Source organism: Streptosporangium sp. NPDC049644, assembly GCF_040675205.1.
Classification (GTDB): domain Bacteria; phylum Actinomycetota; class Actinomycetes; order Streptosporangiales; family Streptosporangiaceae; genus Streptosporangium; species Streptosporangium fukuiense.
The window spans coordinates 83,155-107,182 of record NZ_JBFAOJ010000009.1 but is presented as its reverse complement, the minus strand read 5'-3'; the positions used below and the strand labels follow the sequence as shown (position 1 = coordinate 107,182).

Genomic DNA, 24,028 nt, shown 5'->3' with positions numbered 1-24,028 from the left:
GGTCACCCGTACCGCACGGCCACGTCAGGCGCCGAGTCGGCACTCGTTGGGCAGGTCACCGCCGGAGGGCCTCGGCAGGGTCGCGCTCGGCGGCGGGTTCTGCCCGCGCTCCACCCAGCCCTCCATGGCCTCGAACGCGCTGCGGAAGCACGGCAGCAGCGGGCGAAGCCTGTCGGGGTAGGCGGCGTAGAGGCTGTCCACATGGGTTCCGTCGGTGATCCGGTAGTACCGGAACGACCGGTGCCCGCCGACCATCTCCGCGTAGACGTCACCGGAGCGGGAGATCGGCAGCAGCGTGTCCAGCGTGCCGTGGATCGTGATCAGCGGCTTGCCGATCCGGCCGGTGAGCCCGATCTTCCGCACCGCCGCGTACGGCTTGCGCGCGTCGTAGTCGTAGTCGGCGTCGCAGGCGGGGGTGCCCGAGGCGCAGAACGGGGTGCCCGCCTCGGTGTCGCCGTCGAAGGCGGGGTCGAGCTCCTCACGGTAGACGCGCTGGGTCAGGTCCCAGTAGTACTGGTAGTGGAAGGGCCACAGGAACTCCGACCCGCGTGCGAACCCGGCGTCGTACATCGCCTGGGTGTCGCCCGCCGGGTAGGCCCGCAGCGCCGGGGGCAGGTAGTTGAGCAGGTTGTCGCCCTTGACCCGCCAGAGCGTGCCCTCCCAGTCGATCCCGCCGTCGTAGAGCCAGGCCCGGTTCTCCAACTGCCAGCGGACCAGGTATCCGCCGTTGGAGATGCCCGCCGCGTAGGTCCGCTTCGGGAGCCTGCCGTAGCGCTGCGCGACGACGGCCTTGGCCGCGACCGCGACCTGCGTGACCCGGTCGTTCCACTCCGCGACCGCGTCGCCGGGCCTGCGGCCGTCCTGGTGGAAGGTGACGCCGACGTTGCCCTTGTCCGTCACGGCGTAGGCGTAGCCCCTGGCCAGTGCCCAGTCGGAGATGGTGAAGTCGTTCGCGTACTGCTCCCTGTTGCCGGGGGTGCCCGCGACCACCAGCCCGCCGTTCCAGTCGTCGGGCAGCCGGAGCACGAACTGCGAGTCGTGGTTCCAGCCGTGCGTCGTGTTGGAGGTCGAGGTGTCGGGGAAGTAGCCGTCGACCTGGACGCCGGGCACGCCGGTGGGGTTGACCGCCCCCGCCGGGTGCAGGCCCGCCCAGTCGGCCGGGTCGGTGTGCCCGGAGGCGATCGTGCCGGCCGTCGTGAGGTCGTCCAGGCACGCCTTCACCTGGTGCTCGGCCCCCGGCACCAGCACCCGGTCCAGCCGGGCGCAGTGCGCGGGAGAGGCCCCCGCACTCGCCGCGGGCCCACCCACCAGAAGAGCGGCGAAGAAGACGACAGCGACGAACCCTCCGGCCACGACCGGACTTCGTCGACGACTGGATTGAGAAGTACTGCGAGGAAAGGACCGTGTAACCCATTTTGATAGGTGTCGTAGGGGATGAGCCAAGCGATCTGTCATGGGGGACTCCCGTGAGGCCGCGCCGGGGACTGGACTGAGGAGTGAAGGAGCGAAGCGGATGAACGACGAGGGAAGGAGTCGGATAAGAGCGGCCTCACCGCGACGCGTTAGCGTCGCAAATGGCTCGTCAGGGCGGTTCGGAACTCCTCCGGGCGCTCGATGTGGGGGCTGTGACCGGTGTCCAGGACGATCTCGGTGTACGGGCCGTACCGTTCCAGGACGGCGCGGGTCTGGGCGACCATCGGCTGCGCCGGGGTGCCGGGGGAGCCGGGGACGACCCCCAGGGCGCCCAGGTGGGCCAGGTCGAACAGCGAGGTGTCGGAGACGATCACGTCGGCCTCGCCCCTGATCCACAGGATCGGCGGCTTCGGGTCGATCGTGTGCAGGTCGTCGAGCCGGAAGTTCGGCGGCGAGAAGGAGTTGAGTACACCCCGCGTGCCGGGACGCACCCCCGGCCACTCCTCCGACGCCACCACGTCGCCCGGGTAGTGGTCATCGCCGACCCTCGTGGAGAGCATCGACGCGACCAGGGCGTCTTCGTCCTTGATCACGGTGCCGGGCTTCACGTACGTGGTCCGCATCACGTTCCTCGGTGATGCCGGGGAGTCGTCGGAGGTGCCCCCCGCCGCGAGCAGCTTCACGAAGTCCGGGTTCGCCGACCCGCCGCCGGCGCCCGTGCCGTCGGGGTGGTTCAGTGCCCCGTCGAGGCCGTGCGTGCCGCCGAAGCCGTACGGGGAGACCGGGTTGACCAGCGTCACGCTCCGCACGCCGGCCGGCCGGTCCCGCAGCGCCTGCAGCACCACCCCGCCGCCCATGCTCCAGCCGACCAGGTGCACGTCGTCCAGCCCGAGGGCGTCGATGAGGGCGAGCACGTCGTCCGAGTAGTCCCGCAGGCCGCGGGTGGCGTCGACCGGGGCCGGCTCGGTGTCGCCGAAGCCCCGCAGGTCGACGGCGAGCGGCCGGTGGCCCGCCTCCGCCAGGGCGAGCAGCGTGTCCCGCCAGAAGGCGGAGCTCGACACGTTCCCGTGCACGAGCAGCACCGTCTCGCCGCCCGCCGTCCCATCGGCGGCGGACAGCACGTTCTGGGTGATGCGGGCGGTGGGTACCCGCCGGTTCTCGATGCGCATCGGATGCCTCTCCATCATGTTCAGCGGGTGGTCGGGGCCTCGTCGCGGGCGCCGAGGGTGACGAGGTCACGTCCCCGGGTCTCACGTGAGACGTACACGGTGATCAGGGTGAGTACGGCTGCTCCGACCACGTACAGCATGACCGGCAGCGACGACTCGTAGGCGCTCAGCAGGGCCACCGCGATCAGCGGGGCCAGGCCGCCCGCGATGATCGAGGCGAGCTGCGAGCCGATCGACACGCCCGAGTAGCGCATCCTGGTGGCGAACAACTCGGAGAAGAACGCCGCCTGAGGGCCGTACATCGCACCGTGCAGGATCAGCCCGACGGTCACCGCCAGGGTGACCGCGGCGAAGTTCTTCGTGTCGATCAGCGGGAAGAAGGCGAAGGCCCACAGGCCCACTCCGGCGGCGCCGAGCAGGTAGACCGGGCGGCGGCCGAGCCGGTCGGAGAGCGCCCCCCACAGCGGGATCGAGACGAAGTGGACGGCCGACCCGATCAGCACCGCGTTGAGCACGACGGGCTTCGTCAGCCCCGCCGACGTCGTCGCGTAGACCAGCACGAACGCGGTGAGGATGTAGTAGGACACGTTCTCCGCGAAACGGGCGCCGATCGCGGTGATCACATCCCGCCAGTGGTGCCTGAACACCTCGACGATCGGCATGGACGGGGCGGGCTCGGCATTGGCGACCGCCTGCTGGAAGACCGGCGACTCGCTGATGGACAGCCGGATCCACATGCCGACCAGTACCAGCACGCCGGAGAGCAGGAACGGCACCCGCCATCCCCAGCTCAGGAAGGTCTCGTCCGTCTGGATCGCGGCCAGCGCCGCCAGCACGGCGGTGGCCAGCAGGTTGCCGCCGGGGGCGCCCGCCTGCGGCCAGGAGGCCCAGAAGCCGCGGCGCTCCGCGTCGCCGTGCTCGGAGACGATGAGCACCGCGCCTCCCCACTCACCACCGAGGGCGAAGCCCTGGACGAGCCGGAGCAGGGTCAGCAGCAGCGGCGCCACCATGCCGATCGCGGCGTGGGTCGGCAGGCAGCCGATCAGGAAGGTGGCCCCGCCCATCAGCAGCAGGCTGAGCACCAGCAGCTTCTTGCGGCCGACCCGGTCGCCGTAGTGCCCGAAGACCAGCGCGCCCAGCGGGCGGGCCACGAAGCCCACCGCGTAGGTCAGGAACGCCAGCAGGGTGCCGGTCAGCGGCTCCGACTCGGGGAAGAAGAGCTTCGGGAAGACCAGGGCGGCGGCGGAACCGTAAAGGAAGAAGTCGTACCACTCGATCGTGGTGCCGATGAGGCTGGCACCGACGATCTTTCCGATGGGGGTTCGGGTTTTCTCTGCCATCTCACTCACCAGGGGGAGTCGCTGTTGGGGGGATTCCGGCTACCGTACGTAGTGACCGGCGTCACTCCTATGGGGATGACAGCCATAGCCGACAAGCGTCCTATGTGGGTGTTCGGAGCCGCCGCGCGGTACGCCCGGGACGGGCCACGACGCCGTGCGGGCAGGGCTTGGCGCGGCCGTGGCCGACCATCGGGCCGGGGCCGGGCAGGGCGTGACCGGGTGACCGCCGGCCCGGTTTCGACCGCCGAGGTGGGTGCGGCCGCGGGATCAGCCGCTGAGGCGGTGCAGGCGGAGGGCGAGTTGGATCTCCAGGGCTCGGTCGGGGGCCTGCCAGTCGTCGCCGAGGAGCTGGCCGATCCGATCCAGGCGCTGGGTGACCGTGTTGACGTGGATGTGCAGGGTCTCGCTCGTACGCGACAGCGAGCCGCCCACGCCGAAGTACGCGGCGAGCGTCCGCACCAGCGCGGTGCCCTTGCGGGCGTCGTAGTCGATCACCGGGCCGAGCGTCGAGGTGAGGAACGCCCCGATGTCGCGTCCCTCGCCGACCAGCAGTCCGACGAAGCCGAGCTCTCCGGCGTCGGCGCCGTCTCCGGCCCGCCCCAGGGCCACCAGGGCGTCGGCGCAGCGCTGGGCCTCCCGGTGCCCCGCGGCAACCTCCGCGGCGCCGCGTACCGGGCCTCCGGCGCCCGCCGTGGCCGGGTGGCCCAGCGAGGCGCTCAGTTCGGCCGCCACCCGCTTCGCCAGGGGGCCGGGCCGGTCCCCCGGCAGCAGCAGGACCACCTCGTCACCGCGCTGGGCGGCCAGGCCGTGATGCAGGGCCGCCTGGGAGGACGCCCAGAACGCGGCCCGCTCCCGCCCGCCGCCGTGGCGGACCACGACCACCACGTGGTCGGCGTCCAGGTTCACCCCCACCCGCCGGGCACGGTCGGCCAGGCCGGCGAGGGCGGGCCGCGAGATCAGGTCGTCGAGCAGCTCGCCCCTGACCCGGCCCTCCGCCTCGGCCACCGTACGCCGGAACAGCAGCAGTAGCGCGGTGACCAGCGCGGCCCGCTCCAGGATGCGATGATCGGCGTCCGACATCCGCACGCCGTTGCGCAACACCAGCGTGCACAGCGGTTCCGTGCTCACCTCCACCGACGCGACCAGCAGGTTCCCCCGCCACACGGTGCGCCCGAGTGCCCTCGACGACCGTGCGGCGTCCGCGATCACATCCGCCGCCTTCCGCGGCGGCTGTCCGGCGCCCTCCTTGCGCCCGGCGCCGGACCTCCTGGCCGGCTTCCGCGCCGACCGCTGTGCGGATCTCCGCTCGGACTCCGCCCGGTCGAGTGTCTCCTCGTCCAGCGTGCCCTCCAGCACGCTCGCGTCCCCGGCGATCGGGCGTCCGGCGTCGTCGAGCACCGTCAGCGAGCCGCCGAGCACCTCCGTCACCACCGCCGCCACGTCCTCGACCCCGCCGCCGCGCAGCACCAGACCGGTCATCCGGTCGTGCGCGAGAGCGGCGCGTTCCACCGCCTGGCTGTGCGCGTTCACCTGCCGGCTGGCCTCGCTGAGCTCCTCCAGCGCGTTCCTGGTCTCCTGCAGCAGCCGGGCGTTGTCGATCGCCACCGCCGCGTGCGCGGCCAGCGAGCCCAGCAGCACGACCTCGTCCTGGGTGAAGGGCCGCACGCTCCGGTTGGCCGCGAACAGCACTCCGATCACCCGCGTGCCCAGCTTGAGCGGCACGCCGAGGATGGCGACCAGCCCCTCCTCAAGCACCGCGTCGTCGATGTCGCTCTTGTGCCGGAAGCGCGCGTCGGCGAAGTAGTCGGCGGTCGAGTACGGGGTGGCGGTCTGGGCCACCAGCCCGCCGAGACCCGCGCCCATGGGCAGCCTCAGCGCCCGGAACTTCGCCGAGACCGATCCGTCGGTCACCCGCATCCAGGTGTCGCCCCGCTCGGGGTCGTGCAGCGTCATGTAGGCGGCATCGGTGCCGAGCAGCTGCCTGGCCCGGTGCACGATGGCCTCCAGGACGGCGTCCAGATCCCGCAGTCCCGCGAGGTCGCCGGCGGTGTCGAAGAGCGCGGACAACTCCGCCTCACGCTTCGCCCTGCGCCGCAGCAACGCCCGTACCTTCAACGCGGTGAGCTTGGCCTCCTCCAGCTCGGCCAGTGCCTCCGCGCCGATCCCGGCGCTCCTCGCCGCGAGAACGGGTCCCTCGAACTCGACCGCCGACGCCTCCCTGGCCAGCAGCTCAAGGAAGACGGTATTGATTGCGACGCTGGCGCGTCGCGGTTCGGACGCTCTTACCCGGCTCCTTCCCTCGTCACTCATCCGCTTCGCTCCTTCGTTCCTCAGTCCAGTCGCCGGCGCGTCCTCACGGGTAGTCCCTTGAGATGGGACGTTTGGCCCGTCCCTATGTTGTGTCCTTGCGTGTTGTCGGCGACGCTGGCGCGTCGCGGTTCGGCCGCTGGGACCCGGCTCCTTCACTCCTCAGTCCAGTCCCCGGCACGGTCTCATGGGGGTCAGCGGGCGGTCCAGCCGCCGTCGAGGGGGAGGGAGACGCCGGTTATGGAGGAGGCGTGCGGGCCGCAGAGGTAGGCGACGAGTTCGGCGACCTCCGCGGGTTCGATGAGCCGTTTGATGGCGGCGGGGGCGAGCATGATCTGCTCGACCACCTCGTCCCTGCCGATGCCGTGGGTCCCGGCCTGGGCGCCGATCTGGTTCTCCACCAGGGGGGTGCGGACGTAGGCGGGGCTGACGCAGTTGGAGGTGACGCCGTGCGGGGCGCCCTCCAGGGCGATCACCTTGGACAGCCCCTCCAGGGCGTGCTTGGCGGTGACGTACGCGGACTTGTAGGGCGAGGCGCGGAGCCCGTGGACCGAGGAGATGTTGACGATCCGGCCCCAGCCGCGCTCGTACATTCCCGGCAGCGTCTCCCTGGCCAGCAGGAAGGGCGCCTCCACCATCACCTTGAGTATTTTGGAGAACACCTCGGGGGGGAACTTCTCGATCGGGGCGACGTGCTGGAATCCCGCGTTGTTCACCAGGATGTCCGTGCCGGACGGGATCGCCCGGGTGAAGTCCGGTGCCGACAGGTCCGCGACGACGGGTGTTCCCGAGATCTCCGCGGCGACCTTGGCCGCGGCCTCGGCGTCGATGTCGACCACCAGTACGTGTGCTCCGGCCGCGGCCAGCCGGTGCGCGCAGGCGCGCCCGATCCCGCTGCCCGCCCCGGTCACCACGGCTCGCCGACCCGCTAGGTCCATCATGCTGCCGAATCTAGGCAATGACCTGAATCCCAGCCCATGTCGCCCACCCCCACACTCCATTCCCGGTATATGTGGCCTGACTCCGTCTTCCCGCCCGGTTCGGGGAGATGCCGACGGGGGGCGGAGTACGAGCCTCCCGGGGCGGCCACCGCCGAGGGGAAGGCGGCGTCTCAGATGGTGACCGGATACATGAGCGTCAGCTCGTCGCCGGGGAGACCGCGGATGCCCCAGTTGACCTTGGGCGACTCCAGGATCACGATCTCCAGGTCCTCGGCGGGGAGATCGAGTGCCTCCCCGGCCCTGGCGAACAGGGCGCGGATCAGCGCGCGCTTGGCCTCGTCCGACCGGCCGCCGAAACAGACGATCTCCACGATGAGGTACCGCTCGCTCCGCTGCGGGCAGACCAGGTCCTCGGCGTCCAGCAGCAGGAACCGGTGGAACCGCTTGTCCTCGGGGAGTCGCCAGACGTCCACCAGGCAGCCGTGGACGGTGTCGGAGATCTCCTGACGCCGGCCGGACCACACGTCCCGGCGGCCGTAGAACTTGATCTGGGTCATGTTCCGCAGTCTCGCAGGTGACCGGGTGCACGGCGCAGGCCGGGGCGCGGCTCCGGGCGCCGTCCCGCGAATCCCGCCGTGGCCCGGGCCGGTCAGGCGGTGTCTCGCGAGGCGGGGAGGGAGCCGCGGCGTGCCGAGCCGACCCGCGTGACGCGGTGGGACGCGTCCGGGCGGCCGCGGCGAGCGGAGGCGCGGTGGGCGGGGGCTAGGACGGAGGCCGGGTCATGGACAGCACGTCGAGCAGGTCGTCGAGCCGTTCCTCGGTGAGGGCGCCGTTGGCGACGTGGCCGCGCTCGATGACGACCTCGCGGATGGTCTTGCGCTCGGCCAGGGCCTGCTTCGCTATCTTGGCGGCCTCCTCGTACCCGACGTAGGGGTTGAGCGGGGTGACGATCGACGGCGAGGACTCCGCGTACTCGCGCAGGCGGTCGACGTTGGCGGTTATGCCGTGCACGCACCGGTCGGCCAGCAGCCGGGAGGCGTTGGCGATCAGCCGGATGGACTCCAGGATGTTGCGCGCGATGACCGGGAGCATCACGTTGAGCTCGAAGGTGCCCGAGGCTCCGGAGAAGGCGATGGCCGCGTCGTTCCCGACGACCTGGGCGACGACCATGGTCACCGCCTCGGGGACGACCGGGTTGACCTTGCCCGGCATGATCGACGAACCGGGCTGGAGGTCGGGCAGGTTGATCTCGCCCAGTCCCGCCCGGGGGCCGGAACCCATCCAGCGGAGATCGTTGGCGATCTTGTTGAGCGAGACCGCGACCGTACGGAGCTGGCCGGAGAGCTCCACGATGGCGTCCCGGGCCCCCTGGGCCTCGAAGTGGTCGGGAGCCTCGGAGAACGGCAACCCGGTGGCCTCGCGCAGCTTCTCGATGACCTTGGCCGCGAAGCCGGGAGGGGTGTTGACGCCGGTGCCCACCGCCGTACCGCCCAGGGGCAGCTGGGCGAGGTGCGGGAGCGCGCCGCGTACCCGCCCGATGGCGTTGTCGATCTGCGTGGCGTACCCGCCGAACTCCTGGCCCAGCGTGACCGGGGTGGCGTCCATCAGGTGCGTGCGCCCCGCCTTCACCACGCCGTCGAACTCCAGCGACTTGTCCCGCAGCGCGGTGGCCAGGTGCCTCAGGGAGGGGATCAGGTGGTACGACACCTCGGTCATGGCGGCGACGTGGATGGAGGTGGGAAACACGTCGTTGGACGACTGCGAGGCGTTCACGTGGTCGTTGGGGTGGACGGGGCGGCCCAGCCGCTCCTCGGCGAGGGTGGCGATCACCTCGTTGGCGTTCATGTTGGAGGAGGTGCCGGAGCCGGTCTGGAAGACGTCGACGGGGAACTCGCCGTCCCACTCGTTCTCCGCGACGTCGGTGGCGGCCTCGGCGATCGCCTGCGCCATCTCCTTGTCGAGTACCCCCAGTTCGGCGTTGACCTCGGCGGAGAGGGCCTTGATCAGGCCGAGTGCGGAGATGTGCGGAACCTCCAGCCCGCGCCCGGAGACGGGGAAGTTCTCCACCGCCCGCTGGGTCTGCGCCCGCCACTTCGCGCCCGCAGGCACCCGCACCTCGCCCATCGAGTCATGCTCGATCCGATACTCGCTCATACGTCCAGTCTGCGTCCCAGAGAGGGAATCAAACCGGCGGGTGCGGGTCCTTACCGGGGGAGTACTCAGGAGAAGGCGGCCACCACCAGGATCATGATCACTACCAGCGCGATCGCGGCCACGCCCATGAGGACGAGGATGCCGATCGGGGGCTTTTTCGAAGGGGCCTGCCGCTCCCCGGGAGCACCGGGGGCACCGGGGACGCCGGGGACCTGCCGGCCGTTCTGACCCGCGATCGCGAACAGGTCGGTGCCCAGGCCGGGAGAGCGGCCGAAGGCGCCGTCGGCGGACTCGGGCCCCGGCGGGCGCCAGGGCTGCGAGAACATCGGGGCCCCCGGGTCGGCGGGCCGGTTGCCGGGGGGCGGGCCGTGTGGCGGGAGGGCGGCGGGGGCTTCCGGGCGTCCGGGGACGGGCGCCCCGAACTCCTGATCGACCAGGGGGAAGCCGTGCGGCGGGGTGGCGGAGAGATCAGGCTTTCCGCCGTCGAGGAATCCGTGCTCGTTTTCCTGCCGCCCGAAGGCGCCCGGGCCGCGACCGGAGGCCGCGGGTCCCCGGGCGACCGGAGTCCCGAGACCGGGAGGGCCCTGCCGTCCCGGGGCCGGCCCGCCCGGCTCGGCGAGGGGCGGGCTGTCCGGGTAGGGCGAGGTCGTCGGGCGGCCGGGGGCCGCGGCGGAGGGAGGGGAGGCGGGAGGTTCCGCGGCGGGCGCCGTTCCGCCGGGGATGCGCAGGCCGCCCTTGGGGCGGATGACCACCATGGTGCGGTCGGCGTCGAAGCCGTCGGCGTCGTCCTCCTCCGCGTCCGGTGCGAGGGGTGTATCAGGGGCGGGAGGGGACGGGGCGGGGGCGGGGACGGCGGGGATGGAGTCCGCGAGGTGCGAGGGGGTGTCCGCCACGGCCCGGAGCATCGCGCCCGCCTGAGCGGCCGTCAGCCGCGCCGTGTGGTCCTTCTCCAGCAGCTGTTCGAGCACCGGGCGCAGCGGCCCCGCCTGGGTCGGCGGGTCGACCTGCTCGCTCATCAGCGCGGCCAGGGTCTCCGCCACCGAGGCCCGCTCGTAGGCCGGGCGGCCCTCGACCGCGAAGTACAGCGTGGCGCCGAGGGACCACAGGTCCGACTCGGGGCCGTTGTGCTCGCCGCGGGCCCGCTCGGGCGCGGTGTATCCGGGAGAGCCGATCACCATGCCGGTCTTGGTGAGGCTCGTGTCGCCCTCGGCCTTGGCGATGCCGAAGTCGGTGAGAACCACCCGGCCGTTCTCGGTGATCAGCACGTTGCCGGGCTTGACGTCGCGGTGCAGCACTCCCTGGGCGTGGGCCGCGCGAAGCGCCCCCAGCAGGTCGGCCCCGATCTCGGCGACCAGGCGGGGCGGGAGCGGCCCCTCCTCCTCGATCACCTGTTCCAGGGAGCGTGCCTGCACGAGCTCCATGATGATCCAGGGGCTGCCGTCCTCGACGATGGCGTCGTGGACCGTGGCCACCGAGGGATGACTGATGCGGGCGGCCGTGCGGCCCTCGCGGATCATCCGCTCCCGAAGTTCGGCGCGTTGCGCCTCGCTGAGGCCGGGCTCCTGACGGATCTCCTTGATCGCTACCTCACGGCCGAGGGAACGGTCATGGGCTTTCCAAACTGTGCCCATCGTGCCCCGGCCGAGCGGCGCGATCAGCTCGTAACGGTCCGCGAGCACGCGCATCTGCTGTTCCGGCATGAGAAGAAGATAGCCATTCCACCTTGAGAAGCGCTTTACCCGCGCTTACGGAGTTCCCTCGGCCAGAGAAGACGCGGGAGCATCAACCTTATAAGGGGTGTCATAAAACGGACAAATGGGCGATAGGTTGGCGAAACCTCCGTCGGCTTTCTGTGTACCCCCTCACCCGGGCGCCGGTGCGCGCGAGGCTGGGACACCGGTGCCGACATCGGTCCGGACGGTGGCGGGGCCGACATGGGAGACGAGAGCCGCGGCGCCGACGTCGGCGCCGGCACCGAGCCGAACCGGTGCAGCCCGCGATGCTGGGAACGACGGCTGAACGGCGGAACCGGGGTCCCGCCGGACCCGCCCACGGGGGGCCTGCCGTCGGGGCGCCTGGCGGGCCTGATGTCGGGTCTGACGTCGGGCCGTGCGGGCCTGCTGTCGGGCCGGGCCGGAGGCATGGTGAAGGAGTCCTCGACCAGTCCGCCGGCCGCCACCCGGGCGAGCATCAGCGAGGCCCGTCCCGTGTCGAGCCGGGCGTTCGGGTCGATCGTGAGGAGACCCCGCAGCACCGGCGTCAGCGGGCCCGCCCGCTCCATGGGGATCGGCTCGCCGCTGGTCAGCGCGGCGAGCGCGGCGGCGGCCGTACGGCGGCCGTGCAGGCCGCGGCCCTCGACGGCGGTGTAGAGGGTCGCGCCGAGTGACCACAGGTCGCCGGCCGGGCTGGCCTTGGCGCCCAGCACGCGCTCGGGGGCGATGTATCCGGCCGAGCCCAGCACGATGCCCGCCTGGGTGATCGACACGTCGCCTTCCAGCGCGGCCAGGCCGAAGTCGGTGAGCACCGCCCGGTCGTCGGTCACCAGGACGTTGCTGGGCTTCACGTCGCGGTGCAGGATCCCCTTGGCGTGCACGGCGCGCAGCGCCCCCAGGACCTGACGGCCGATCTCCGCCACCTGGCGTGGCGGCAGCGGGCCGTGGTCCTGCAGGAGCTGCTCCAGCGACCTGGCGCGGAGCAGCTCCATCACGATCCAGGGACGCTCGTCCTCGGTGACGACGTCGAAGACCGTGATGACCGAGGGGTGGGCGACCATCGCGGTCGCCCGTCCCTCGCGTTCGGTCCTGGCGCACAGCTCGGCGCGGAGATCCTCGTCGAGGATCAGCGGGAGGCGGACCTCCTTGACGGCCACCTCGCGGTTGAGCAACTCGTCGTGCGCGCGCCAGACAGTGCCCATGCCACCGCGCCCAACCGGTTCTGACAGCCGGTAGCGCGCTGCAAGAAGGTATCCGGGCGGCGCACGCATGTGGTGCAGCTTACCGATTTGCGTAATGAGACCAGTAGAGACCGGGCCGAATCTTCTTGCCAACTTCGGTCAGATTTTCGCGCTCGTAACTGTTGAGAAACGCTGCGTGATATCTGACAAATTGCCGAGGGGCCATGGCTTCTCCCGATAATCGGGACGTATGCGGCATACAGCAGGTAATAAGCATGTTTCCGGCATCGAACGCCGTCGGCGGGCGCCCGAGGTCGAGTTCGTCGCCCTCGGGCGCCGGTACGGCGGAGTCCGGGGAAGGCCGGGGGCGGTCAGCGGCGGCCGATGCTCAGGACGGGACCGGTCGTGTCCGTGAAGAAGTCCTCGCCCTTGTCGTCGACCACGATGAAGGCGGGGAAGTCCTCGACCTCGATCTTCCAGACGGCCTCCATGCCCAGTTCGGGGTATTCCAGCACCTCCACCTTCTTGATGCAGTCCTGGGCGAGGCGGGCGGCGGGGCCGCCGATGGAGCCGAGGTAGAAGCCGCCGTGGGTTTTGCAGGCGTCCGTGACCTGCTTGGAGCGGTTGCCCTTGGCAAGCATGATCTTGGAGCCGCCGGCCGCCTGGAAGCGTTCGACGTAGGAGTCCATCCGGCCCGCGGTGGTCGGGCCGAAGGAGCCGGAGGCGTAGCCCTCGGGGGTCTTGGCGGGGCCGGCGTAGTAGACCGCGTGGTCCTTGAGGTACTGCGGCATCTCGCCGCCGGCGTCCAGCAGCTCGCCGATCTTGGCGTGCGCGATGTCGCGGGCCACCACGAGGGGCCCGGTCAGCGACAGGCGGGTCTTGACCGGATACCTGGTCAGCTCGGCGAGGATCTCCTGCATCGGGCGGTTGAGGTCGATCTTCACCACGTCGTCCGACAGGTGCTCGTCCGTGGTCTCGGGCAGGAACCTGGCCGGGTCGGTCTCCAGCCGCTCCAGGAAGACCCCCTCGGGGGTGATCTTCGCCAGGGCCTGGCGGTCGGCGCTGCAGGAGACCGCGATGGCGACGGGGCAGGAGGCGCCGTGGCGGGGGAGGCGGATGACGCGGACATCGTGGCAGAAGTACTTGCCGCCGAACTGCGCGCCGATGCCGAGCTTCTGGGTGAGCTCGAAGACCTTGGCCTCCAGCTCGGTGTCGCGGAAGCCGTGGCCGGCGGGGGAGCCTTCGGTGGGGATGGAGTCCAGGTAGCGGGCGCTGGCGTACTTGGCGGTCTTCAGGGCGTACTCGGCGGACGTGCCGCCGACGACGATCGCCAGGTGGTACGGCGGGCAGGCGGCGGTGCCGAGGGAGCGGATCTTCTCCTCCAGGAACTGGAGCATCCGCCTCTCGTTGAGCACGGCCTTCGTCTCCTGGTACAGGAACGACTTGTTGGCGCTGCCGCCGCCCTTGGCCATGAACAGCAGCTTGTACTCGTCGGGGTGGCCGAGCGGGTCCTCGGCGTAGAGCTCGATCTGCGCGGGGAGGTTGGAGCCGGTGTTCTTCTCCTCCCACATGGTGATGGGGGCCATCTGGGAGTAGCGCAGGTTCAGCCGGGTGTAGGCGTCGTAGACGCCGCGGGAGATGTGTTCGGCGTCGGCGCCGTCGGTGAGCACGTGGCGGCCGCGCTTGCCCATCACGATCGCGGTGCCGGTGTCCTGGCACATCGGGAGCACGCCGCCCGCCGAGATCGAGGCGTTCTTCAGCAGGTCGAGGGCGACGAAGCGGTCGTTCCCGCTCGACTCGGGGTCCTCGATGATCTTGCGGAGCTGGGCCAGGTGGGACGACCGCAGGTAGTGGGAGATGTCGTGGACGGCGGTCTCGGTGAGCAGCCGCAGCGCCTCGGGTTCGACCTCCAGGAACCTGCGCCCCGCGGCCTCGACGACCCGCACCCCCTCGGTGGTGATCAGGCGGTACTCCGTCTCGTCCGGTCCCATGGGAAGCAGGTCGGTGTAGTCGAACTCGGGCATCGTGGTAGGTCCTCCGTGCGGGCGCCGTTTTCCTAGAGGGTACGGCCCTCGCGATCGGGCCCGACCTTCGCGGTCGGGTGGGAGCCGACTCTCCCTTTCCCCGCGCGAGCGCCAGTGGACAGATCGTATGAAAACTACATATTTGGGACAAGCATTAATGGCATATGCGTCTTTTGTCCACACGTGTCCGAAGAAACGAGAGAAGCTGGAAGAGGGCCGGGCCGAGCGTCCGGTGGAGGTTGGGAGGCATCATGGACATTGGAAACACCCTTATGACCGGTGACATCGTCCTGCTGATCCTCGTGGCCGTCTTCGTGGTGGCAGGACTCGCCGTATCACTGATAGCCATCACGCTGACAAGTATCAAAGAGGGCGACGGGCGGACTCCCCAGTGGCCGGTGAGCTGGCCGGACTCCCAGCGGAGCGTCCCCAGGCAGCGGATCAGCGCCGAGTCCGGACAGATCGTCCTGCCACCGCACCAGGGGGCGGTGCCCCCGCAGCGGGACGGCGGCATCGCCGAGCGGGTCAGCCAGCCCCCGCAGGACGAGGAGCCTTCGCAGGAGGCGAACCTGCCCCGGCAGCGGGTGCACCGGCTCTGAGGCCGAGGACGATGCCGGCGACCACGAGCGCCGCGCCGAGCAGGTCGGGCGGTGAGGGCGCACCGAGGCCGAGGACCGCGCCGGTGACGATGGCGCCGACCGGGATCAGCCCGGCGAACAGTCCCGCGGTCCCCGGGCCGAGCCGGGGCAGGGCGTCGTACCAGAGGAAGAACGCCACGGCGGTCACGATCAGCGACTGGTAGCCGAGGCCCGCGATCTCGGGTGCGGTCGGCACCCGGATCATCGCGGTGCCGTCCGCGAGCAGGCCCGCGACGACCAGCAGCGGTACGGCCAGCGCCGCCGAATAGGCCGAGACGCGCACGGCGCCCAGCTTCGGCAGCAGCGGGATGGCCAGCACGGAGAAGCAGATCTCGCAGCCCAGCGCGCCCAGTGACCAGAGCAGTCCGGTCAGGTCACCGCTGCCCAGCCCGGTGGCCACCGTCGCTCCGGTGACGACGACCGCCGCCGCCGACAGGAGCCGGGGTGAGGGGCGCCCGCCGAGCAGGGCCAGGGCCAGTGGCACGGTGCCGAGGACTGTGCCGACCAGGGCCGGGCCGCCGTGCCGGGTGGCCTCGATCACGCACACATTGAAGATCACCAGCCCGGTCAGGGAGAGCGTCGCCAGTAGCGCCGTCTCGCGAGGCGTGAGCCGCACGAACCGCAGCCCCGCCATCCGGGTGACCGCGAGCAGGACCACGGCCGCCAGCAGGTAGCGCATGGCCTGGCCGCCGTAGACCGGATAGTCCCCGATCACTCCGGAGACCCCCGCCAGGGTTCCCACCAGGAACATCGCTCCTGCGGCCTCGCTCAGGCCGCGTAGCTCCGGCCGGGAGACAGTGCTGACATCCACCTTCATGTGCGGAATGCTAGGAAGCCAATGGCTCCCCTGTCGGGTCCAATGAAGCATCGGAACAGAGGACCAATTGGCCGATCTGCATCTCGTCGTCGACCGTGCGGCGGGCGGTGTCGCCGCCCAGATCGCCCGCGAGCTCCGCGAGGCGGTACGGCGTGGACGCCTCGCGGCCGGGGTCCGGCTGCCCGCCAGCCGTGAGCTGGCCAGAGACCTCGGGCTCTCCCGGGGGGTGGTGGTCGAGGCGTACGAGCAGCTCGTCGCCGAGGGCTTCCTGATCTCCAGGACCGGGGTGGGCACCACGGTGGCCCCGGCCGCGAGCCGCCAGGCAGTCCTTCCCGGTGGCCTTCCCGGTGGTCTTCCAGGGGGCCTTTCCGGGCCGCAGGACAGCGCGCCCTCGCCCGCCGGTCCCGGGATGACGAGCCCCGCGGAGGGCCGCGAGCCGTATCACGAGCGCCGCTCCACCGCGCCCGACCTGGGGGCGTTCCCCAGGGAGCGGTGGCTGGCCTCGATGCGGCGTACGCTCGCCGCGCTGCCCGTCGAGGCCCTGGACTACGGCGACCCCGGCGGTGTCCCCGCGCTCCGCGAGGAGCTGGCCGCTTACCTCGGGAGGGTCCGGGCGGCCGACGTGGTCCCGGACAACCTGGTGATCGTGGGCGGGGTCGCCCAGGGGCTGAGCCTCACGGTCCAGGCGCTCGCGGGGCGGCTTCCCCAGGTCCGGGCGCGCCACGACCTCGACTGGTTCGTCCAGCGGGTCGAGTACCCCGTGCCCTCCCCGGGCCGGATCCTGCTGGCGGTCGAGGACCCGGCCGGGGTGCGCCAGCTCCCGCTGCTCCGCGCGGCGGGAGCCGACCTGGTCGCCGTCCCGGTGGACGACGAGGGCATCGATGTCGGGGCACTGGCCGAGACCGGGGCGCGGGCGGTGATGCTCACTCCCGCGCACCAGTACCCGACGGGGGTCGTGCTCTCGCCCCGCCGCCGCGCCGAGCTGATCGAGTGGGCCGTCGCGACCGGCGCGATGATCCTGGAGGACGACTACGACGCGGAGTTCCGCTTCGACCGCGACCCGGTGGGCTGTCTGCAGGGGCTGGCCGCAGACCGGGTGGTCCTGGTCGGGAGCGTCAGCAAGTCGCTGGCCCCCGGCCTCCGCCTGGGCTGGGCGGTCGCTCCGCCCCGGATCGCCGGGTCGCTGCGGCTGGCCCGCGGCGAGCTGGACATGGGGTCGCCCGTCCTGGAGCAGTACGTCCTGGCCGACTTCGTGGCCACCGGCGACTACGACCGGCACCTGAGGAGGATGCGCCGGCAGTACCGCGCCCGCCGCGACGCCCTGGTGCTGGCCCTCGGCGAGCACCTTCCCGAGATCACCGTGCGGGGCGTCTCCGCCGGGCTCAACCTGTTCGCCGAGCTGCCGTACGGCTGGGACGAGGCATCGGTGGTGGCCAGGGCAGAGGAGTGCGGGCTGGCGGTCGAGCCGGTGGAGCCGATGCGGCACGCCCCCGGTCCGCCCGCGCTGTTGATGGGCTTCGCCCGCCTGCCCGGACACCGCGCCGGCCAGGCGGTCCGCGCCCTCGCGAGAGCCCTAGGGACGCGCGGCGAGTTCCGGTTCCGGCTGGAAACCCCTGGCTAGGAACACGATCAGGGCCACCAGCACCACGGCGGGTACGAACGCCACGCGGACGTTCACCTCGTCGTTGAGGGTGCCGACCACGGCGGCACCGACCAGGAAACCGACGTAGTTGAACATGTTGACCCGCGCGATCGCGGTCTCCGCCCCGGCACCGAGGCGCCCGGCTGCCGAGAACGACTGCGGGGCGATGATGGACAGGCCGACGCCGACCAGGCCGAACGACACGACGGCCACCACGACGCCGGGCGCGACGACGACGCCCAGCGTGCCCACGGCCGCGATCACCGCGCCCGCGCGGACGACCGGCGCGGGTCCGTACCTGCGTACCGCGAGGTCACCGGGGACCCGCGCGAGAAGCATGGTCGCCTGGTAGGCGAGGTAGGCGAACGGAACCAGCCAGCCGCTCGCCGCCAGCGCCTTCTCCATGTAGATCGTGCTGTAGTTGGAGACCGCCGCGTCACCGACGTACAGGAACGCCATCGCCAGGCAGAGCGGGATGATCGGCCGCCACGGCACCCTGGCCGCCACCTGCGCGGCCTGTTCGCCGGCCCGCTCCGCGTCCCGCCCGTAGAGGCGGGGGAGCATGACCACGGAGATCACCGCGCCGATCAGCACCGGGACGGAGAAGGACCAGCCCAGCTCGACGCCGAGCGCGCTGAAGGCGGAGTTGAATCCGGCGCCCAGCATCGAGCCGACACTCCACACGGCGTGGAAGCCGGTCAGCACGCTCATGCCGTACCGGCGCTCCACCGCGACCGCCTGCATGTTCATCGCCGCGTCCACCGCGCCGACGAACAGGCCGAACGCGGCGCTGAGCGCGTACAGCCCGGCGAGCTGACCGTTCCAGCCCGACAGCGCCACGATGACGCAGACGCCGACCTGGGAGACGCGCAGGATCGGGGCACTGCCGTACCGGCTCGCCAGCGGGCCCGCGATCGCGCTGCCGGCACCGGCGATCACCGGTACGAGCAGCAGGACCAGGGTGAGGTCGCCGTCGCTGAGCCCGAACCTGTGCTGGAGGTCGATCACATGGGTGAGCAGGGTGGCGAAGCAGAGGCCCTGGACGAAGAAGGCCGCCCAGGTCGCCACGCGCGCCTGTCTGTCACGCGGGAGGGGCACGACGGCCTCCGGAGAACATGAGGGGGGTTCAAGTTCTCGCCAGGCTAGGTGTGCCGCCCCCGGCGGTCAATGCCCCGTGGCGCTCGGGATCCGCGATCCCGCGCCGTCGTGCCGGTACTCGCGGTGGACGTCGCGTTCGTCGCGCGTCGTCACCGGTCGCCGGCGTCGTCAGGCTCCCCCCATACCGGCCGGCTCACATCGGGAGCGGGAAGGTCGGACAGGATCGCGGCGACGCCGGCCCAGTCGGCGGCCTTGACCGTGTCGTCCATGAGGCGGATGAGCGCGGGGATGTCCTCGTGGGCTTTCAGCAGCGCGTCTGTCCCCCTCATGACCTGGCTGGAGACGGCCTCGTACCCCGTGCCGCCGCCCTGTCCCTTGAAGAACCTCCTCCCCTCGGGGCCGCCGCCAGCTCGCCGGAGCCCAGCCGCATGGCACGGGGGTCGATCGTGAGGCCGGCGAGTGCGCCCGTCAGCGACGTCGATCGAGGAGCGGACGGCCGGGCGGTGCGGGGACGCTCGGGGCGGCCCAGCAGGGATTAGGGTCGAGGGGTGGAGAGTCCCCGCCCGCCCGCGAACCGCCGTCGCAACCCTGAACCTGCCCCCGCCGACCTACGGGCGGCGGACGCCGACCGCGAGAGGGTGGCCGCCGTGCTGGGCGACGCGCTCGCCGACGGGCGCCTGAACCACGACGAGTACGAGGAGCGCACCGAGGCGGTCTACCGCGCCCGCACCCTGGGAGAGCTCTCCGCGCTCACCACGGACCTGCTGCCGCCCGAGGCGCAGCCGCTCCGCACCGACATCCGTCCGGTGACGGCGTTCTTCGGCTCCGAGGAGCGTTCGGGCCGCTGGGTCGTGCCGACCCACTTCTCCGCCACCGCGATCTGCGCGAACGTCAAGCTCGACCTGTGCGAGGCGCTGCTCCAGTCCAGCCGGGTGACCCTGCAGGTCACCGTGATGGGCGGCACCCTCACCCTGATCGTCCCCGAGGGCGTGCGGATCGAGATGCCCGCCTCGTCCTTCATGGGGGGCAAGAAGAACCAGGTCCCCCCGGGCGCGCCCGACGGCCCGGTCATCGAGATCACCGGCGTCGTCACGCTCGGGAACATCGTGGCCAAGTCCCCCAAACGTCCTCGCCGACCCTGGTTCCGCCGCTGAGGTCACCTCCGGCTCCGGTTCCGATGCCGTTCCGGGATGCCGTGTTCCGGGATGCCGGACGACACCGGTTCCAGTGCCGGTCCTCAGCTGGCGCTGTCGAAGTTGATCGCGCTGTACGCCCGCAGCTTCCAGAGCTGGTGCTCGCTCTCGATCTTCCGGATCGTCCCGGAACGGCCGCGCATGACCAGGGAGTTGGTGATGGCCCGCCCCGCGCGGTAGCGGACACCCTGCATCAGTTCGCCGTCGGTGATCCCGGTGGCCGCGAAGAACACGTCGTCGGACCTGACCAGGTCGTCGGTGCTCAGCGTGGCGTCGAGGTCGAGGCCCGCGTCCAGCGCCCGGCGGCGCTCGGCGTCGTCCTGCGGCCAGAGCCTGCCCTGGATGACGCCGCCCAGGCACTTGAGCGCGCACGCGGCGATGATGCCCTCCGGCGTGCCGCCGATACCGAGCATCAGGTCGACACCGGTGCCCACCCGGGCCGCCATGATCGCACCGGCCACGTCGCCGTCGGTGATGAGCCTGATCCGGGCGCCGGTCTCCCGGATCTCCCGGATGATCTTTTCGTGGCGGGGCCGGTCGAGGATGACCACGGTCACGTCCGAGGGCTCGCCGCCCTTGGCGCGGGCCACCGCGGCGATGTTGTCGGCCACCGGCGCGTTGATGTCCACGGACGAGGCGGCTTCGGGACCGGTGACCAGCTTGTCCATGTAGAAGACGGCGGACGGGTCGTACATCGAGCCGCGCTCGCTGACCGCGATCACCGAGATCCCGTTGGGCATGCCGAGCGCGGTCAGCCGGGTGCCGTCGATCGGGTCGACGGCCACGTCGCACGCCGCGCCGCTGCCGTCACCCACCTGCTCGCCGTTGTAGAGCATCGGCGCGTTGTCCTTCTCGCCCTCGCCGATCACCACCACGCCGCGCATCGAGACCGTGTTGATCAACTGGCGCATCGCGTTGACCGCGGCGCCGTCGGCGCCGTTCTTGTCACCCCGCCCGACCCAGCGGGCCGCGGCCATCGCGGCCGCCTCCGTGACCCGGACCAACTCCAGGGCGAGGTTTCGATCAGGGGCGTGCTCGCCCGTGGCAAGGGCGGCAGGAACGGACGTCTGATCAGACATGGTGGGAAACCCCTCTCGTGGCTAATGCAACGATCGTAGTTGGCACCCCTCTGACCGGTCGGCGGAGGATAATGTGCCCACCATGAGCAGCGACGCGGAACGGCTGGTGAAAGGCGTGGGTGCGCGGACCTCCGAGCGGGGGGCCGCCACGCGCGCCGCGTTGCTGTCCGCCGCCAGGGAGATTTTCGTCACAAGCGGATTCGCCGAGACCGGGGTCACCGACGTGGTCGCCCGCGCGGGAGCGAGCGTCGGAAGTCTTTACCATCATTTCTCCGGCAAGGCCGACCTCTACCTCACGCTCTTCGACGAGTTCCAGGCCCGGCAGACCCAGCGGACCAAGCAGGCGGTCGGCCAGGCCAGGGCGGCCGGCGAGAGCGACCCGATGCGGCTGTTCATCGCCGGGGCCCGCGCCTACCTGGAGGGTTGCCTGGCCGAGCGGGAGATCTCCGCGCTGTTCCTGCGCGGTGACGGGCCGCCGGGGTTCGAGGTCATCGTGCGCGACCGGCTCCGGCAGTGGGCCAAGCGCAACGCCGCCCTGTTCGAGGGTGACGAGGGAGCGCTGGTCGTGGTCCTCACCGGGGCACTCGCCGCCGCGGTCTCCGAGGTCGCCCTGTCCGACGACGAGGACGCCTCACGGGCGCTCGTCGAGGACGTGCTGGCCATCATCGCCCAGATCCGCCGCCCCTGAGGGCGGACCACCTCCCTGAACGGATAGTGTCGACAGTCGTGCGAAGGTTCACTCAGGGCTTTTACGGCTACGTGGTCGCGATGGCGATCTGCCTGGCCGCCGTCGGCCTGTTCCTGCTGGTCACACCGCAGAGCAGGACCGAGCACATTCCCAGGGTCGACTACTCGATCGCGCTGGCCGACCTGCGCCGTACGGCGCCCTTCCAGATGTGGGCCCCCGAGCCCGTCGCCGCCGGGTGGGTCCCGAACAGTTCCCGGAGCACCCGTGAGAACGGCGCCACCACCTGGAAGCTCGGTTTCGCCACCGCCAAGCGCTTCCACGCGATGCTCGCCCAGAGCGACGAGAAGCCCGCGGCCGAGTTCGCCAACAGGCTCTCCAACACCTCCACGGTCACCGGGACCGTCCAGATCGGCGGCGTGACCTGGGAGCAGCGCGTCCGCGAGGACAAGAACCAGCGCGCCCTCGTACGGTTCCTGCCCGACGTCACGATCGTCGTCACCGGCACCGCCCCCTGGGACGAGCTGTCCACCCTGGCGGGCTCCCTCAAGCAGCAGCCGAGGAACGACTCCTAGCGCGGGACAGGGCTTAGAAGGGGGTCTCTCCGGCCGGGTCGGAGTGCCGCCGCTGGGCCATGGCGGCCGCGAGCTTCACCCGGGCACCCTGGAGCCACTCCTCGCAGACCGCGGCCAGCCTCTCGCCGCGCTCCCAGAGTTCGATCGACTGTTCCAGGGTGAGTCCGCCCGCCTCAAGACTGCGGACCACCTCGGTCAGCTCCTCGCGCGCCTGCTCGTACGACGGTCTCTTCTCATCGGCCACGCACCCCACCTTAGATCGTGACGCCCACCCGATGACGCCGTGCCGTACCGGGAGCCGAGGCGCCCCCGCGACGGCGTGATCGACAAGGTGCCTCCCCGGTCGCTCCGCGGGGGAGTACGGCTGGGAGAATGCCCAGGTGAACGTTCGTGACGCGACCGCCGGGGACATCCCCGAGCTGGTGCGCCTTCGTGAGATCCTGGCCGACCGGATGGCAAGGGACGGCAACCTCCCCATCGAGGCGGAGTGGCAGCAGACCTACGCCGAGAGCCTCGAAGAGCGGCTGGGCAGCCTCGACACCGCCGTCTACGTGGTGGACTCCCCGGAGAGGGGACTGGCGGCCTGCGGGATCGGCCTCATCTTCGAGCGGTTTCCCGGCCCCAGCCTCCCCGACGGCCGCTACGGCTACGTCCAGGGCATGACCACCGACCCGCGCCACCGGCGCAGGGGCCACGGTCGGGCCATCATGGGAGCCCTCCTGAAGTGGTACCGCGACAGCGGGGTCCGCAGGGTCGACCTGCACGCCACCTCGGACGCCGAGTCGCTCTACCGGCAGCTGGGGTTCGTCGACGACGGCTACCCCTCGCTCACCTGGCGGGATCACTCCTGACCCGCACCCGGTCGTCGGGGAAGCGCACGGTCAGCTCGTCGCCGGGGGAGACCTCGCTCGCGAGCCGTACGACATCGCCCGAGGGGCGCTGCACGATCGCGTAGCCGCGCTCCAGCGTGGCGGCGGGAGAGAGTGAGACCAGCCGGGCGCGCAGGTGCTCCAGCGAATCGGCGGCGCGGTCCAGGGAACCGGTGAGGGAACGTCGCGCCCGGTCCCTGAGCTGTTCGGCCTGCTCGGCCCTGCGCTCGATCTCACGGACCGGGTCCGCGAGGGAGGGACGGGAGCGGGCCGCGGCCAGCCAGGCCGTCTCGCGATCCAGCCAGCCGCCCACCACCCTGCGGCCCCGGTCCCTGAGCTGGCGGATCAGCGTCATCTGCTCGCCGACGTCCGGCACCACCTTCTTCGCCGCGTCCGTGGGCGTGGACGCGCGCACGTCGGCGACCAGGTCGAGCAGCGGGTTGTCCTGCTCGTGGCCGATCGCGCTGACCACGGGCGTGCGGCAGGCCGCGACCGCCCGGACGAGCGCCTCGTCGGAGAAGGGCAGCAGGTCCTCCATCGATCCGCCGCCCCGCGCGACCACGATGACGTCGACCTCGCTGTCGGCGTCGAACTTGCGCAGCGCCTCGATGACCTCGCCGACCGCGTACGGCCCCTGCACGGCCGCCGGCTCGACCTTGAACCGCACCGCCGGCCAGCGGCGCCGTGAGTTCTCCAGCACGTCGCGTTCGGCGGCCGAGTCCCGGCCGCAGATCAGACCGACCGTGCCCGGCAGGAACGGCAGCCGGCGTTTCCTGTCGACGCCGAAGAGCCCCTCGGCGGCGAGCAGCCGGCGCAACCGCTCCAGCCGCGCCAGCAGCTCGCCCACCCCGACCGGCCGCATCTCCAGCGCGGTGAACGCGAACGAGCCCTTGTTGACCCAGAAATCGGGCTTCAGGTGGGCCACGATCCTCGCGCCGTCGACCGGCCGGGGGACGGTCGCCTCGTAAACACCACGCGGGCAGGTGACCCGGGCGGACACGTTGGCCACCGGGTCACGCAACGTCAGGAACACCGTGCCGCCTCGGGCGGTCAGCTCGGTGATCTGCCCTTCGACCCAGACGGTGCCGAGCTTGCCGATCCAGCCGCCGACCATCTGCAACACCGTGCGAACCGGGAGTGGCTGCTCAGGGGTGGTGTTCGAACTCATGGCCGGGAGCCTACGCGCCGGAG

22 protein-coding genes are annotated in these 24,028 nt (G+C 71.4%); 6 read left to right on the top strand and 16 right to left on the bottom strand.

What is annotated here, in order from left to right; all coding sequences use genetic code 11:
* Nucleotides 1-24 precede the first annotated feature (24 nt).
* The 10 genes from AB0J58_RS07720 to AB0J58_RS07675 all read right to left on the bottom strand — a co-directional run bounded on the left by AB0J58_RS07720 (nt 25) and on the right by AB0J58_RS07675 (nt 14,241).
* Nucleotides 25-1,353 (bottom strand): tannase/feruloyl esterase family alpha/beta hydrolase, encoded by a 1,329-nt coding sequence (locus AB0J58_RS07720; RefSeq protein WP_364211668.1) that lies wholly within the window; start codon nt 1,351-1,353, stop codon nt 25-27.
* Nucleotides 1,354-1,562: 209 nt separating this feature from the next.
* Nucleotides 1,563-2,582, bottom strand: a complete 1,020-nt coding sequence (locus AB0J58_RS07715) for an alpha/beta hydrolase (protein WP_364211665.1) — start codon at nt 2,580-2,582, stop codon at nt 1,563-1,565.
* A gap of 20 nt (nt 2,583-2,602) precedes the next feature.
* Nucleotides 2,603-3,922 (bottom strand): MFS transporter, encoded by a 1,320-nt coding sequence (locus AB0J58_RS07710; RefSeq protein WP_364211662.1) that lies wholly within the window; start codon nt 3,920-3,922, stop codon nt 2,603-2,605.
* A 267-nt stretch (nt 3,923-4,189) separates the two neighbouring features.
* On the bottom strand, nt 4,190-6,232 hold the full coding sequence (locus tag AB0J58_RS07705; protein ID WP_364211659.1) for a helix-turn-helix domain-containing protein: 2,043 nt from the start codon (nt 6,230-6,232) through the stop codon (nt 4,190-4,192).
* A 191-nt stretch (nt 6,233-6,423) separates the two neighbouring features.
* The gene (locus AB0J58_RS07700; protein WP_343977893.1) at nt 6,424-7,167 is read right to left on the bottom strand and encodes a 3-hydroxybutyrate dehydrogenase; all 744 of its coding nucleotides are present in this window, start codon (nt 7,165-7,167) and stop codon (nt 6,424-6,426) included.
* A gap of 173 nt (nt 7,168-7,340) precedes the next feature.
* On the bottom strand, nt 7,341-7,727 hold the full coding sequence (locus tag AB0J58_RS07695; protein ID WP_343977673.1) for a tautomerase family protein: 387 nt from the start codon (nt 7,725-7,727) through the stop codon (nt 7,341-7,343).
* Nucleotides 7,728-7,932: 205 nt separating this feature from the next.
* The gene (locus AB0J58_RS07690) at nt 7,933-9,324 is read right to left on the bottom strand and encodes a class II fumarate hydratase (protein ID WP_364150982.1); all 1,392 of its coding nucleotides are present in this window, start codon (nt 9,322-9,324) and stop codon (nt 7,933-7,935) included.
* Between the two features lie 65 nt (nt 9,325-9,389).
* Entirely contained in the window at nt 9,390-11,024 is a 1,635-nt protein-coding gene (locus AB0J58_RS07685; RefSeq protein ID WP_364211656.1) for a protein kinase, read from the bottom strand.
* A gap of 35 nt (nt 11,025-11,059) precedes the next feature.
* A complete protein-coding gene (locus tag AB0J58_RS07680) occupies nt 11,060-12,307 on the bottom strand; it encodes a serine/threonine-protein kinase (RefSeq protein ID WP_364211653.1) in 1,248 nt (415 codons plus the stop codon).
* A 281-nt stretch (nt 12,308-12,588) separates the two neighbouring features.
* Complete coding sequence (locus AB0J58_RS07675; RefSeq protein WP_364211650.1) at nt 12,589-14,241, bottom strand: fumarate hydratase; 1,653 nt, start codon at nt 14,239-14,241, stop codon at nt 12,589-12,591.
* Nucleotides 14,242-14,492: 251 nt separating this feature from the next.
* Here AB0J58_RS07675 and AB0J58_RS07670 point away from each other — a divergent pair, with 251 nt between their 5' ends.
* Entirely contained in the window at nt 14,493-14,840 is a 348-nt protein-coding gene (locus tag AB0J58_RS07670) for a hypothetical protein (RefSeq protein WP_364211647.1), read from the top strand.
* Here AB0J58_RS07670 and AB0J58_RS07665 read toward each other — a convergent pair.
* A complete protein-coding gene (locus AB0J58_RS07665; protein WP_364211644.1) occupies nt 14,767-15,696 on the bottom strand; it encodes a DMT family transporter in 930 nt (309 codons plus the stop codon). The two genes, AB0J58_RS07670 and AB0J58_RS07665, sit on opposite strands and share 74 nt — an antisense overlap.
* A gap of 67 nt (nt 15,697-15,763) precedes the next feature.
* Here AB0J58_RS07665 and AB0J58_RS07660 point away from each other — a divergent pair, with 67 nt between their 5' ends.
* Nucleotides 15,764-17,317, top strand: a complete 1,554-nt coding sequence (locus AB0J58_RS07660) for a PLP-dependent aminotransferase family protein (protein ID WP_364211641.1) — start codon at nt 15,764-15,766, stop codon at nt 17,315-17,317.
* Here AB0J58_RS07660 and AB0J58_RS07655 read toward each other — a convergent pair.
* Both AB0J58_RS07655 and AB0J58_RS07650 read right to left on the bottom strand, forming a co-directional pair.
* Nucleotides 17,270-18,406, bottom strand: a complete 1,137-nt coding sequence (locus AB0J58_RS07655; RefSeq protein ID WP_364211638.1) for an MFS transporter — start codon at nt 18,404-18,406, stop codon at nt 17,270-17,272. The genes AB0J58_RS07660 and AB0J58_RS07655 overlap by 48 nt on opposite strands.
* A 179-nt stretch (nt 18,407-18,585) precedes the next feature.
* Complete coding sequence (locus tag AB0J58_RS07650) at nt 18,586-18,765, bottom strand: hypothetical protein (RefSeq protein ID WP_364211635.1); 180 nt, start codon at nt 18,763-18,765, stop codon at nt 18,586-18,588.
* Between the two features lie 219 nt (nt 18,766-18,984).
* Here AB0J58_RS07650 and AB0J58_RS07645 point away from each other — a divergent pair, with 219 nt between their 5' ends.
* Nucleotides 18,985-19,590, top strand: a complete 606-nt coding sequence (locus AB0J58_RS07645; protein WP_364211632.1) for a DUF1707 domain-containing protein — start codon at nt 18,985-18,987, stop codon at nt 19,588-19,590.
* An 83-nt stretch (nt 19,591-19,673) separates the two neighbouring features.
* On the opposite strand, the gene glpX is transcribed toward AB0J58_RS07645, so the two are convergent.
* The gene (gene glpX / locus AB0J58_RS07640; RefSeq protein ID WP_343977640.1) at nt 19,674-20,708 is read right to left on the bottom strand and encodes a class II fructose-bisphosphatase; all 1,035 of its coding nucleotides are present in this window, start codon (nt 20,706-20,708) and stop codon (nt 19,674-19,676) included.
* 82 nt (nt 20,709-20,790) lie between these two features.
* Here glpX and AB0J58_RS07635 point away from each other — a divergent pair, with 82 nt between their 5' ends.
* Nucleotides 20,791-21,396: a TetR/AcrR family transcriptional regulator gene (locus AB0J58_RS07635; RefSeq protein WP_343977637.1), complete on the top strand. Its 606-nt coding sequence runs from the start codon at nt 20,791-20,793 to the stop codon at nt 21,394-21,396.
* A gap of 38 nt (nt 21,397-21,434) precedes the next feature.
* Nucleotides 21,435-21,968, top strand: a complete 534-nt coding sequence (locus AB0J58_RS07630; RefSeq protein ID WP_364211629.1) for a DUF4245 domain-containing protein — start codon at nt 21,435-21,437, stop codon at nt 21,966-21,968.
* 13 nt (nt 21,969-21,981) lie between these two features.
* Here AB0J58_RS07630 and AB0J58_RS07625 read toward each other — a convergent pair whose 3' ends face one another.
* Entirely contained in the window at nt 21,982-22,212 is a 231-nt protein-coding gene (locus tag AB0J58_RS07625) for an exodeoxyribonuclease VII small subunit (protein ID WP_364211627.1), read from the bottom strand.
* Nucleotides 22,213-22,348: 136 nt separating this feature from the next.
* Here AB0J58_RS07625 and AB0J58_RS07620 point away from each other — a divergent pair, with 136 nt between their 5' ends.
* On the top strand, nt 22,349-22,819 hold the full coding sequence (locus AB0J58_RS07620) for a GNAT family N-acetyltransferase (RefSeq protein WP_343977628.1): 471 nt from the start codon (nt 22,349-22,351) through the stop codon (nt 22,817-22,819).
* Here AB0J58_RS07620 and xseA read toward each other — a convergent pair.
* The gene (xseA, locus tag AB0J58_RS07615) at nt 22,797-24,005 is read right to left on the bottom strand and encodes an exodeoxyribonuclease VII large subunit (protein WP_343977625.1); all 1,209 of its coding nucleotides are present in this window, start codon (nt 24,003-24,005) and stop codon (nt 22,797-22,799) included. The genes AB0J58_RS07620 and xseA overlap by 23 nt on opposite strands.
* Between the last annotated feature and the right edge of the window lie 23 nt (nt 24,006-24,028).